Source organism: Methylophaga sp. UBA2513, assembly GCF_002341285.1.
GTDB classification, from domain to species: Bacteria; Pseudomonadota; Gammaproteobacteria; order Nitrosococcales; family Methylophagaceae; genus Methylophaga; species Methylophaga marina.
The window spans coordinates 1-12,630 of the sequence record NZ_DDNT01000020.1; the positions used below are offsets into that span (position 1 = coordinate 1).

Sequence of the window (12,630 nt, forward strand, 5' to 3'; positions counted from 1 at the left end):
TGGGCTGGTATCGGTATGGCGATTCCAAGCTTAGAAAACGACACAGATGGTCTTGGCGCAGTCGGTGCATACAAATCACTGTCTAGCTGGACTAACCTGGGTGGTGTTCTGAGTGTATTCAGCCTGTAAGACCCAGATGATATAGATTACGCTGTAATCTTAATCTGAATAGAAGGCCCGGCATCTTTTGATGTCGGGTCTTTTTTTTGAAACAAATATGTTAGCTTTATGGTCGAAAGTTTTTCATAATCAAAAAAAGGAAGAGAGAATGACCAAAATAAAGTATTGGGCACTAGTTATTATGGGAGTCCTACTGGGTTCAACATCCTCATATGCAGCAGGTGACTTGAAGCCCCTACCTGGACAAAAAGCCGTTCGCGTCTGTGCCGATGGCTATAACCTACCTTACTCAAATAGAGAAGGGGAAGGTTTTGACAATAAGATTGCTGAGCTACTAGGTAAAGAATTAGGATTACCTGTTGAGTATTACTTTTTCCCGCAACGAATTGGCTTTTCACGAAATACAATTAAAAAAGTTGATCCAGAGACAGGATTGTTTTTGTGTGATTTAGCGATGAGTATTCCAGAGCATACTGACTTTCTAAAACCAACTAAACCATATTGGAGCTCAATTGAAGCGATGGTTTATCGTAAAGGCGAAGGGTATGAACTGAATCAATTAAAAGATATTGCTACAGCCAAAAAAGATGGTAAACCACTGCGCATTGGTATTTTTGATCGTGGCGTAGCAACAAAAGCGCTGTTGGATCTTGGTTTGACTGACCAAATTCAATATTTCCAAATGATGCCAGGCGATGCCCGTGTTAATGCAGGTCGGATCATTAATGAAGAACTGGCAAAAGATACAATTGATGTGGCATTACTATGGGGCCCGATTGCAGGTTATTACGCTAACGAATCAGATGTTCCGATGACAGTACAGCCTTTGAATGAATTAGGTGAGGCCTTTATTTTTAGTTTTAGTATGGGAACACGCTATCAGGATAAAAAATGGAATGCACTTCTGAACGAGTTTCTAGCAAAAAATAAAGATGAGATTGATGCAATAATGGCTCAATATCATTTGCCTTCACTGGAAAATGTGAATCCATATCCTAAAAAACGTGTTCGCAAAGATGATGACGATTAGGATGAAGTAAACCGGTATCGGGGTGACTATTCAATAGTTGCCCCGATAATTGTTTTCAGATTGAGATTAATTTTTTTTGCAAATTCGCTTTGCTTTGTATCGGCGATATCTTCATCCATTAATTTTGTGCTAACCACCACGCCATCTGAACCAGACTGACGTACACTAATAAAACAGGGCATCTCGTTGATGAGCTGTGGATTAATTTGCATCATTTCTTTGGCATAGGTGATGTTACAAAAGTTGGTGATAGTCGCTAGAGGAAAATCATCATCTCCCCGATCCCGGACGGCTTGTCCAATATGACTACGATGGATAATGCGATAGTTTTGCTCAGAAATAGCAATATCAAGATTTAACAGGGTGTCTTCAAATGAATAAGGGCTAGTGCGTTCATATATCTGAGCCGCAGGCTGAAATTGACTGCACGAAATAAGGAAATATAGTGTCAAAACTAACAATATTGCTTTCATGGAGCGCGTAATTAAACGATCATGTTTCATAAGGTTATCGCTAATTTATAATGAATAGCCATAAAGAATAACACTATAAAATTGAAGTAAAAAAGAGAGAGGTTCGAAGTGAAAAAAATACTAATGCTATGTGTGACAGGCTGGCTTCTTGTTCTATTCAGTTCTGCATATGCTGAGCCGGGGTTTTCTGAAGTCAATAATGAGTTGTTTGATAAAGCACACTTGAAAAATATTACTCAGCCAGGTGAATTAACATACCAATATAAAAAAGAGAGTTTTGTTGAAGACTCACGACAAGACACTATAAAAATGCAGGTGTCTAATATTCGTAATACTGGTCGTCGTGATCTCGCGTTTGATTTTTTTACCGGCAAATTTAAACGTCCATACGAACCTATGGAAAATCAGCGTGGCAATGGTGTGTTTGTCTTATTCTTAGAGTTTGATGTACACGATATGAAGCGCCTGACAGGCGGTGAATGGCGCTATTTTCAGCGTAAAATTCGCTGGGCAATGGCGGCAGGCGCAGAAAAAAAACAGGTTGATATTGATTACAACGGTAAAAAAGTGAAGGGCACGCAGTATATCATTCAACCGTATATCAACGATCCTAAAAATGCACGTTATAAGCTATATGCGAGCAAATATTATATATTTACTCTATCAGAAGAAATTCCTGGTGAAATTTATCAGGTTAGGACCATTGTGCCCGATGGCGACACTTGGCATGAAGGTGAAGCGGCTTTGGTTGATGAAAGTATTACTTTTGAAAGTTATGAGCCAGCCTAAGTTATTATTTATCTGACAGGAACATGATTGAACGGGCTAACAACAGCCCGTTTTTTTTATATGAAACTACTATCTCGTTTTCGGAGTATTCAAGGCTCATTATTATTACATGAGCTTAGCTTCTTCATTATTATTCTGGTGACTGCCTGTGTTGGTATTGTCTGGGCGTTTGCATGGCAGCAAAGTTCGGAGGAATCTTTACGGCTAACCTCGATGAATAATCATATGCAAAATATCCGGGGTGAGTTATATCGACAATTAAAAGAAGTCTTTGATGCAAACTTTTTAGATGATGAGTCTGCTCCTGAGGAATATGAAGACTATACCAACAGAATCAATGGATTCATTCAGGAACTCAAACAGGAAGCAATTGAAGGGAGAGAATTACACGCAGTTATCGATATTGAGGTTGCTTATCAGCGATTTCACGGTGAGACATCTCTATTACTAACGGCAGATAATCCTTCTGAGCAGCAAAAAGAGTTACTTAACCTACAATTGGAAAAATACACCTTTAAAGAGCTTGAGGATGCTTTTGGCCAGTTTGAAAGCTTACTTAATAGTAAGCAGTACGCATTGGCTGATGATCGGCAGAAATGGATGTCACAGTTAATGTTATTGGTTCCTATCCCTGTCTTACTGGCATTCACTTTATTGTTACTGTCACGACAGTTTGTTAATAATAATGTACTTAAACCTCTCGCCAGAGTTATGCATGGCGCGCGGCGTTTTAGTAAAGGTGATCTCAAGCATGAAATAATGCGTGGTGGCGTGGAGGAATTAGTTCGTCTCTCTGATGCGATAAATTCTATGGCGAATGATTTGGCCATCAATCGTGATCGGCTCATTGATGCAAAAAAACAAGCTGCTTTGGGTGAGCTGGTTCCTATTGTTGCCCACAATATCAGGAACCCATTAGCAGGAATACGCGCTGCATCACAAGTTACGCTTGATGAGAATACGGAACCAGAAATTCAGGAAGCACTAAAAGATATCATTATCGCTGTTGACCGTCTTGAACGTTGGGTGACCTCCTTATTAACCTATTTGCATCCTATCAAAGCCCATTTTATTTACCATTCATTGACGGCTGCCGCAGATAATGCACTCCTAATGATGGATTTGCAGCTTAAAGACAAAGATATACAAATCAGACGTGAAGGCTGGGATACTGGCTCTACTGAACTGATGATTGACATTAATTTGATGGAGCAAGCTATATTTAACCTCCTACAGAATGGGATTGAAGCATCAGCTGTTTCATCAGAAATAGTACTGGTATACAAAGAAGACATTGATCACATTGAACTCAGCATTCGTGACAAAGGGAAAGGAATTAACTTTGATCCAATAGAAGAGAATGTGATTGGTAGAGATGAAACCAAGCGACTCAGTTTTGGTTTAGGCATCCCTTTTACTTTAAAAGTCATAAAGCAGCACCAAGGAGAGCTAATTTATAACGCTAACGAGGAAAAAGGCACTTCGGTCACAATTAAACTCCCCAAATTAATTAAGGTTACTTGATGTTGAATGTTTTACTAGTCGAAGATGAAACATTGTTTGCAAAATCTGTTTTGAAGCGGCTTCAAAGAGAAGGTCATACCGCAACAGTGATGGAAACGATCACTGATGCCAATGTGTATTTAGAAAAATCATTACCGGATGTCATCTTGCTCGATGTTCGTTTACCGGATGCTAGTGGACTCGATTTTTTACAAAGTCTGAGAGCACATCAATCATGGCATGCCATTCCTGTCATTATGATGACAGCCTACGGTGAGTTAGAAGATGCCGTTCAAGCCATGAAACTGGGGGCAACAGACTATCTGAAAAAGCCAGTCGACTTAGATGAGCTCGTACTGACCTTAAATAAGGTGATGCAAACACAAAAGCTGAGCCAGCAACTTGACTATTCCCATGTGCGAGAGGCACATGGTAGCGAGCCTGTGGTGATGATCGGTCACAGTAGTGCCATGCATTCAATTAAGCAGCAAATGGAACGCATAATCCAGTTAGTTGATCGTGCAGAAACTGAGTTTCCCATTATTTTGATCAATGGTGAGACAGGTACAGGTAAAGATGTGCTCGCGCGCTACTACCATCAATCGGGTAAATGGCGTGACAAGCCTTTTGTGCACGTTGATTGTGCTGCATTACCAAAAGAATTAATAGAAGCTGAGCTTTTTGGCTATGAGCGAGGGGCATTTACAAATGCACACCAAGCTAAAGCAGGACTCATTGAAGTTGCTGAAGCTGGCACTGTTTTCTTGGATGAGATAGGCGAACTGCCAATTGAATTGCAATCGAAATTACTGAATGTCTTAGAGCGGCGTCAGGTGAGACGTATTGGTGCTACACAGGAAAGACCCGTCTCTGCACATTTTATTGCAGCCACAAACCGTGATCTTCCTCAAATGGTAGCTGATGGTGAGTTTCGCTCAGATCTGTACTTTCGTCTAAACGTCATACAGTTACAGATGCCTCCACTCAGAGAGAGAAAAATGGATATTGCACCACTCGCGGCGCATTTTGTCGCCATAGTGGCAAGACGATATGGACTTGATTTACCCGTTTTTACTGAGACCGCGGTAAATGCATTGGAAGATTACCACTGGCCTGGCAATATTCGCGAGTTACAGCACGTGGTTGAACGTGCCGTCATGATGTCTACAGATGGTTTAATAGATATACCCCAGTTAATAATGCAGACAACCGTCACGAAATCACTTCAACAAGATCCTGTTGAAGTACTTGGACATATGACCTTGGAACAAGTAGAAAAATATTTATTAGAAAAAGCGCTGGAACGCACTGCTGGAAACGTTTCACGTGCTGCTCGTGAGCTTGGCTTAACCAGAATGGCGATGCGTTATCGTATGGAAAAATATCAGCTATAAACTATTTGACGACTTTCAGGCTTGGACGGCTTGCTGGTTTTTTAGCTGTTTTTTCCACTGTTTCATCTGGCTCAGGTGAATGTGGTGGTGGAGGCGGATTATCCTCTTCTGGAAAAAACATACCTTCATTATTTTCTTTGCTATAAATTGCCTGAACAGCAATCACGGGGATAAAAATATCCATCGGCTTTCCTGCAAATCTTGCTGAAAAGCTGAGCCAGTCATTGTTGATATGAAGATCTCTAACCGCATCAGGTGCAATATTGAGCACGATACGTCCATCACGTACAAAATCAGTGGGTACTTGAACACCATCATACTCTGTATTGACCAATACATATGGTGTGCTGGCATTATCGAGTAACCACTCATGTATAGCTCGAATAAGATATGGCTTTTGTGAAGTCATAAGATTTATCGCATGGCCTTTTCTGCTGGCGTTAAACTCAGTTGAAAACTCTCTCTACGGAAAATTTTCTGTGCATATTTTTCTACTGCAGCGGCGCTGGCAGGCAGCTTTATTTTTAAAGCTGGAAGTCGCCATAACAATGGCGCAAGCGTGCAATCCAATATAGAAAATTCATCACCCATAAAAAATGCTGAGTCTTCAAATAAGGGCGCAAGTACCGTCAAGTCTTCTTGAATCGTTTTACGGGCTTTGCTGACATTCCCTTTTTCACGTCCTGAGATGACATTCCAGTGTGAGTACCAATCTCTATCAACTCTATAGAGCATTAGACGTGTCTTTGCCCTGGCGACTGGGTCAACAGGCATCAATGGTGGATGAGGAAAGCGTTCGTCTAAATATTCAGCAATGACACTGGCATTGAATAGCACTAAGTCACGATCAAATAATGTTGGACCAATACCATAAGGATTAGCAATGGCAACCTCTTCGGGCCAATTACCTTCGGTTAAAGACTCAATATTGGCATCAATCTCTTTTTCATGAAGAATGATACGGATCTGATGACTAAAAGGACAGATAGGATCAGAGAAAACCGTCATCTTAGAACGGCGAGTACTATTCATTTTTTATCTGATCCTATCATCTGTTATTTTCATCAATGGTGACTTAGTGAACATCTTTCCAGAAAGCTTTTTTCAATGGATATGCAATCAGTAAAAATAATACCAGATACAGCAGAACCCATTTGGCAAGTGCCATTCTCTGAAGTTTTGATGGCTCACCAATATATTCAAGAAAGTTAACTAAATCATAAACTAACTGATTATATTCATGTGTAGAAAGTGGTGCATTTTCAGGTGAGATTAATTCGCCTGTTTTCTCGTCTTTGGTCTGATAACCCTGTTGTTCCCATAGAACATGCGGCATACCAACATCTTTAAATGCCAGGTTATTCGTACCAACGGGACGAGAAGAATCAAGATAAAATGTTCTCAGATAAGTATATAACCAGTCTGTTCCTCTGGAACGCGCGATCACAGATAAATCTGGTGGTGTTACACCAAACCATTTTTTTGCATCTTCTGGGCGCATAGCAACCGTCATGGTGTCACCCACCTTATCAGATGCGAACATCAGATTATCTTTGACCTGATCATCAGTTAACCCCAAATCTTTTGCCATACGGTTATACCGCATATAGGCAGCCTGATGACAACTCAAACAATAGTTAACGAAGGTTTTTGCCCCCCGTTGAAGAGAAGCTTGATCAGTAATATCAACTTCAACTTTATCAACGTGAGTGGCTTCTGCTGCTAGCACCTGAAATGAGGCGAGCGAAATTAATAATGTCAGTATTAATGATTTCATTTGAATGTCACCCTTTCTGGCACAGGTTTATCTTTGTCAAATTTCGTATAAAACGGCATAAAGATGAAGAAGGCAAAATAGACGACTGACGAAATTTGAGCTATCAATGTGTACAGCTCTGTGGCAGGTTGTGTGCCTAAAAAGCCGAGAACAAAGAAGCTGATAATAAACAAGGTAAGAGCGATCTTAAAGTAAGGGCCACGGTAACGAATGGATCTAACTGGACTTCTATCTAACCAAGGTAATAGGAATAAAAATACGATAGATAAGCCCATTGCTACCACACCAGGAAATGCAGAAGCATTGATACTTGGTACAGCCCTCAAAATGGCATAAAACGGAGTGAAATACCAAACAGGTGCAATATGTTCTGGAGTTTTTAATGGATCTGCAGGGATGAAGTTAGCGTGCTCCAGAAACCAGCCACCCATCTCTGGCATGTAGAACAATACCAGTGAGAATATGATGAGGAAGACGATAACACCCACGATATCTTTCACCGTGTAGTAGGGGTGGAAAGGAATACCGTCTAAAGGCTTACCTTCTTTGTTTTTTAGTTTCTTGATTTCAACGCCATCAGGATTGTTAGAGCCAACTTCATGCAAAGCAATGATGTGTGCGACAACAAGCCCAAGCAAGACAATAGGCAAAGCAATGACATGGAAGGCAAAGAAACGATTCAGCGTGGCATCTGCAACAACAAAGTCACCTCGAATCCATAATGCCAGTTGCTCACCTATAAAAGGAATGGCGCCGAATAGCGAAATAATAACTTGAGCACCCCAATAAGACATTTGTCCCCAAGGTAGCAGATAACCCATGAATGCTTCCGCCATCAGTACAAGGTATATCAACATCCCGAATAACCATACGAGTTCACGTGGTTGCTTATAGGAACCGTAGATTAAGCCTCGAAACATATGAAGATAAACAACAACAAAAAATGCTGAAGCACCAGTGGAATGCATATACCGTATCAGCCAACCCCATTGAACATCGCGCATGATGTATTCAACAGAAGCAAACGCTAAGGCTGCGTCAGGTTTGTAATTCATGGTTAGAAATATACCGGTGACAATCTGTATGACTAAAACCAGTAAAGCTAATGAACCAAAGAAGTACCAAAAATTAAAATTCTTTGGCGCATAATATTCAGAAAGATGCTCACGCCACATTTTTGATGCAGGGAAGCGGGCATCTACCCAGTTCATAAATCCGGAAAACATTACGCGGCTCCTTCTAAACTTTCACCTACAATCACTACATTGTCGCCTTCAAAATGATAAGGAGGCACGAGCATATTTTTCGGAGCAGGCATATTCTGGAAAACACGACCAGCGAGGTCATACTTTGAACCATGACATGGACAGAAGAAACCACCTTTCCAATCTTTGCCAAGATCTTCTGGTGCTAATTCTGGTCGGTATGTCGGGGAGCAGCCTAAATGTGTACAAATGCCAACAAGCACCATCAATTCATCTCGAATAGAGCGTGCTTCGTTTTGGCAATAAGAGGGTTGTTGACTAGCCATTTCACTATGAGGGTCGACGAGTTTCTCATCCAGAGAAACAAGCGTTTGGATAGTTTCTTCACTACGTCTGAAAATCCAGACAGGCTTTCCTTGCCACTCAACGGTCAATAACTGCCCTTTTTCTAACTTACTAATATCCACTTCAACGGGTGCACCGGCGGCCTGAGCCTTAGCACTAGGTAACATGGACGAAACAAATGGTACGGCAACGGCAACTGCACCAGCGCCACCAACAACACTGGCAGCTGCAGTCAGAAAACGCCTTTTGCCTGTATCGACATTGTGACTCATCGACGGAGTCCTCCCAGCTATCTGAAAATCTTTAAATTCTTTATTAACCGCACCAATTATTATTGTTTGATGACACGGTTAACTACAAAACTCATAAATATTATCATAGTACTGGAAGTAAATGATCAAAAAAGCCCGCCTAGAATTAGGCGGGCTTCTCATTTCAGAACGATTTTAGTCGATCTTATTTGACAGCTTTTTCAGCTTTTTTCACTAGACGTTTCAGAGCGCCTTTTGGTTTAGTTGCTTTGATAGCTTCTAAGTTTGTTGGTTCGCCGACAATGATGACACCACCCATGCCTGCACCCCAGTGAGGGTCACATTTATATAAGTAAACACCTTCTTTTGTTAATTCTGGTGTGGTGAAGTTTTCACCCATTTGTGAAGTCCAGCCAGTGGCGCCTTCTGGAATATATTCATGTTCACCGTCAGCTTGAACGAATTTTGTATTAGCGATATGTCCGTTCATGTTTTCGAAAGAAACAGTATCACCTGGTTGTACTTTAATAACCATTGGTTTGAAAGCTGTTACTTGAGCTGTCACAGTATGGTTTTCAGCCATTACAGAAGTCGACATTAAAGTAGCCGCAGTTAAAGTCGCAGCAATAAGTGATTTACCATATTTCATTTTTAATCCTCTTGTTTTATTGGGTTATTTGACCCAGTGCGATGCAAGTTTGGCACAACCAAACTGAACCGAAACTGAACGGGTATAAATCGTTATCTTGTTGTATGTATTGATTTATGTCGGTCAGAACCGCGCGACATACTAACCTGAGTTTTGTCAGAAAGTCCAAAAAAACTCATGGAAATGTGTCAAATAACCCGTTTACTCACGATGAGGTATTTCTCTGTAGTTTTGCTGGAGGCGCCACATGGATGCATAAACGCCATGTTGATGTAGGAGTTGCTGGTGTGTCCCTTGTTCTACAATCTGCCCTTTGTCTAGCACCAATATTTGATGCGCATCGACAATAGTGGAAAGTCTATGTGCAATAACCAGTGAGGTTTTGTTCGCACTGATATTGATGATTTCTTGCCCAATACGCTGCTCTGCATGACTATCAAGCGCTGAAGTGGCTTCATCAAAGCATAGGATTTCAGGCGCTTTTAGCAGTGTTCGTGCGATGGCGATACGCTGTTTCTCCCCCCCTGATAGCTTTAATCCTCGTTCACCTACAATGGTTTCGTACCCGTCTGGTAGATTATTAATAAAGTCATCTAAATTAGCTTGTTTTGCAGCCATAATGACTTGTTCATTGCTGGCTGAGGGCTTGCCGTAAGCAATGTTGTGATAAATCGTATCGTTGAATAAAACGGTGTCTTGAGGAACAACACCAATGTGCTTTCGTAAACTGTTTTGGCTAACCGTCTTTATGTCTTGATTATCTATTTCAATATGACCAACTTGTGGATCATAGAAGCGATAAAGTAGCCGGATAATTGTTGATTTTCCTGAACCACTGGGGCCGACGATAGCGAGTTTTTGTCCTGCTTTAGCTGTGAAATTGATATTTTTTAATATCATTCTATCGGCATGATAGGAAAAACTTACGTTAACAAATTTAATTTCTCCTGCATTCACATCAATCTCAACTGCATCCCTGCTGTCTGGTACCTCACGCTGTTGATCGAGCAAATTAAACATCCGTTCCATATCTGCCAGTGAGTGACGAATTTCTCTGTAGACAAAACCAAGAAAGCCCAGCGGCATATAGAGTTGGAGGAGGTAAGCATTGATGAGTACCAAATCACCAAGTGATAACTGAGCATTAACGACGCCTTGACTGGCAAGTAACATGAGAGCGGTCAGACCAGCAGAAATGATAATGCCTTGTCCGATATTTAATACCGATAACGATGTCTGATTATGTATGGCCGACTTTTCCCAGGAAGCCAGTTTTTCATCGTATTGAGACACTTCGAGAGTCTCATTGTTGAAGTATTTGACCGTTTCGTAATTCATCAGGCTGTCTATTGCCTGATTATTAGCTTGAGAGTCCATCTCATTCATTCTTCGACGATAACGCATTCGCCATTCAGTGATGATGAGTGTGTAGAAGATATATATGAGAATGGTGCTGGTGGTAATAATCGCAAAAATGCTGTCATAGTTGATAAGCAAGATGGCACTAACAAGGCCTATTTCTACCAGTGTTGGTAATATATTGAATATCATGAAGTTCATCAGAAAACTGATGCCTCGGCTACCACGCTCAATATCACGTGATATGCCCCCCGTCTGTCTCTGTAAGTGAAATTGCAAAGATAGATCGTGTAAGTGTGAGAGAATTTGTGTCGCTATTCGCCGAACCGAGCGAAATATTACTTTGGCAAACAGGGCGTCACGCAGCTCACTAAAAGCGCTGCTAGCAAAGCGTAAAAGACCATATGCAACCAGCATAAAAACGGGAAGGTAAATAATCTCTTGATGTTGAGGGTCTAGAGCATCAATGGCATGTTTCAGAGTAATAGGGACGGTTACGTTAGCCAATTTTGCTAGCGTCAGAAGGCCAAGTGCGAACAATACACGGCCTTTGAATTTCTTTAAAAAGGGAAGAAGTCGGCGTATGGCCTGCCAATCATTATGGGATCTCATCGATATAGTTTAGCGTATTAAAATACCCATGTTGAAAGTGAGCACGGCGGCAAGAGAACTTTTTAGTTATAATTAATGAGTTTAACTCTTGAAATGCGGTTTTCGAGACACTATTAAAAGTGGTCTCCAACATTTTTCTATAGTATGAGGAAGGAATAATGCCACTTTATGAATATCGCTGTGATGCCTGTGGACATGAATTTGAAGCACTGCAAAAAATTAGTGATGAGCCCCTTGTGCATTGCCCGGCATGTGAACAAGCGCAGCTGCGTAAACTGGTATCAGCTTCAGGATTTCGCTTGAAAGGAGATGGCTGGTACGAGACTGACTTTAAAACAGGTAGTAAACGTAACTTAGCTGAGAGTGGGGCAAGCGATAGCGCAAAAAAGACTAGTGCAGCTGCATGCGGAACAGGCTGTGGCTGCCATTGATTGATACATTTTATTTAGAAAGTAAATGCGTAAATACCTGATAGCCGGATTACTTGTATGGATGCCCTTGGGTATCACCTTTTTAGTTATCCGCGCTATCGTGGGGTTTTTAGATCAAACATTATTACTATTACCTCATGCGTATCAGCCAGATAATTTATTAGGGTTTCACATCCCTGGATTAGGCGTTTTGTTAGCGGTTGTATTGGTGTTAGCAACCGGTATGATTGTTGCCAACTTATTAGGAAGACGTTTAGTTAATGCTTGGGAATCTTTGTTATCTAGGATTCCCTTAGTCAGAACACTATATGCTGGCATTAAACAGATATTAGAAGCAGTATTAACAACCGATGGTCAGTCATTTCGTCGTGTATTGCTAGTGGAATATCCAAGGAAAGGTGTCTGGAGCCTAGCCTTTATGACATCTGATCAGCTTGGTGAAGTACAAGAAAAAACACAATCTGAAGTGATGAGTGTGTTTATACCAACGACACCGAATCCCACCTCAGGATTTGTGCTGATGCTGCCGAAAGAGGATGTTATTGAGTTGGATATGACAGTCGAACAAGGCTTGAAAATGATTATCTCAATGGGGGTTGTTGTTCCAGATTGGAAGAAAGAACAATTGCACAAACAACAGGCCGACAACAAAAGCCTAAGTTAAATAAATTGATGGGTTCGAATTCAACTAT

Annotated in this window: 14 protein-coding genes; 6 read left to right on the plus strand and 8 right to left on the minus strand. The window is 41.1% G+C overall.

Annotation, left to right across the window (positions count from 1 at the left end):
* Positions 1 to 268 precede the first annotated feature (268 nt).
* Positions 269 to 1,150, plus strand: coding sequence for a quinoprotein dehydrogenase-associated putative ABC transporter substrate-binding protein (locus tag B3V56_RS11710; RefSeq protein ID WP_289283262.1), 882 nt, complete (start codon positions 269 to 271; stop codon positions 1,148 to 1,150).
* A 26-nt stretch (positions 1,151 to 1,176) separates the two neighbouring features.
* On the opposite strand, the gene B3V56_RS11715 is transcribed toward B3V56_RS11710, so the two are convergent.
* The gene (locus tag B3V56_RS11715; RefSeq protein ID WP_289283263.1) at positions 1,177 to 1,653 is read right to left on the minus strand and encodes a DUF302 domain-containing protein; all 477 of its coding nucleotides are present in this window, start codon (positions 1,651 to 1,653) and stop codon (positions 1,177 to 1,179) included.
* 78 nt (positions 1,654 to 1,731) lie between these two features.
* Here B3V56_RS11715 and B3V56_RS11720 point away from each other — a divergent pair, with 78 nt between their 5' ends.
* The 3 genes from B3V56_RS11720 to B3V56_RS11730 are packed head-to-tail and all read left to right on the plus strand — an operon-like array spanning position 1,732 to position 5,309.
* Complete coding sequence (locus B3V56_RS11720) at positions 1,732 to 2,412, plus strand: hypothetical protein (RefSeq protein ID WP_289283264.1); 681 nt, start codon at positions 1,732 to 1,734, stop codon at positions 2,410 to 2,412.
* Between the two features lie 27 nt (positions 2,413 to 2,439).
* Positions 2,440 to 3,936, plus strand: a complete 1,497-nt coding sequence (locus B3V56_RS11725; RefSeq protein WP_289283265.1) for an ATP-binding protein — start codon at positions 2,440 to 2,442, stop codon at positions 3,934 to 3,936.
* Entirely contained in the window at positions 3,936 to 5,309 is a 1,374-nt protein-coding gene (locus tag B3V56_RS11730) for a sigma-54-dependent transcriptional regulator (RefSeq protein WP_289283266.1), read from the plus strand. Before B3V56_RS11725 ends, B3V56_RS11730 begins: the two co-directional genes overlap by 1 nt.
* 1 nt (position 5,310) lies before the next feature.
* Here B3V56_RS11730 and B3V56_RS11735 read toward each other — a convergent pair whose 3' ends face one another.
* The 7 genes from B3V56_RS11735 to B3V56_RS11765 all read right to left on the minus strand — a co-directional run bounded on the left by B3V56_RS11735 (position 5,311) and on the right by B3V56_RS11765 (position 11,507).
* Positions 5,311 to 5,718: a ClpXP protease specificity-enhancing factor gene (locus B3V56_RS11735; protein ID WP_286305703.1), complete on the minus strand. Its 408-nt coding sequence runs from the start codon at positions 5,716 to 5,718 to the stop codon at positions 5,311 to 5,313.
* Between the two features lie 5 nt (positions 5,719 to 5,723).
* Positions 5,724 to 6,341 (minus strand): glutathione S-transferase N-terminal domain-containing protein, encoded by a 618-nt coding sequence (locus tag B3V56_RS11740; RefSeq protein ID WP_289283267.1) that lies wholly within the window; start codon positions 6,339 to 6,341, stop codon positions 5,724 to 5,726.
* Positions 6,342 to 6,384: 43 nt separating this feature from the next.
* The gene (locus tag B3V56_RS11745) at positions 6,385 to 7,086 is read right to left on the minus strand and encodes a cytochrome c1 (protein WP_289283268.1); all 702 of its coding nucleotides are present in this window, start codon (positions 7,084 to 7,086) and stop codon (positions 6,385 to 6,387) included.
* The gene (locus tag B3V56_RS11750) at positions 7,083 to 8,312 is read right to left on the minus strand and encodes a cytochrome b (RefSeq protein ID WP_289284323.1); all 1,230 of its coding nucleotides are present in this window, start codon (positions 8,310 to 8,312) and stop codon (positions 7,083 to 7,085) included. The genes B3V56_RS11745 and B3V56_RS11750 overlap by 4 nt, the downstream gene beginning before the upstream one ends.
* Positions 8,312 to 8,908 (minus strand): ubiquinol-cytochrome c reductase iron-sulfur subunit, encoded by a 597-nt coding sequence (petA, locus tag B3V56_RS11755; protein WP_286305699.1) that lies wholly within the window; start codon positions 8,906 to 8,908, stop codon positions 8,312 to 8,314. Before petA ends, B3V56_RS11750 begins: the two co-directional genes overlap by 1 nt.
* A 184-nt stretch (positions 8,909 to 9,092) precedes the next feature.
* Positions 9,093 to 9,536 (minus strand): plastocyanin/azurin family copper-binding protein, encoded by a 444-nt coding sequence (locus B3V56_RS11760; RefSeq protein ID WP_286305698.1) that lies wholly within the window; start codon positions 9,534 to 9,536, stop codon positions 9,093 to 9,095.
* Positions 9,537 to 9,737: 201 nt separating this feature from the next.
* Complete coding sequence (locus B3V56_RS11765) at positions 9,738 to 11,507, minus strand: ABCB family ABC transporter ATP-binding protein/permease (protein ID WP_289281751.1); 1,770 nt, start codon at positions 11,505 to 11,507, stop codon at positions 9,738 to 9,740.
* Between the two features lie 158 nt (positions 11,508 to 11,665).
* Here B3V56_RS11765 and B3V56_RS11770 point away from each other — a divergent pair, with 158 nt between their 5' ends.
* Positions 11,666 to 11,938, plus strand: coding sequence for an FmdB family zinc ribbon protein (locus tag B3V56_RS11770; RefSeq protein ID WP_286305697.1), 273 nt, complete (start codon positions 11,666 to 11,668; stop codon positions 11,936 to 11,938).
* Between the two features lie 25 nt (positions 11,939 to 11,963).
* Positions 11,964 to 12,602 carry a DUF502 domain-containing protein gene (locus tag B3V56_RS11775; protein WP_286305696.1) on the plus strand — a complete coding sequence of 213 codons (639 nt, stop codon included), beginning with the start codon at positions 11,964 to 11,966 and terminating at the stop codon, positions 12,600 to 12,602.
* Positions 12,603 to 12,630: the final 28 nt, after the last annotated feature.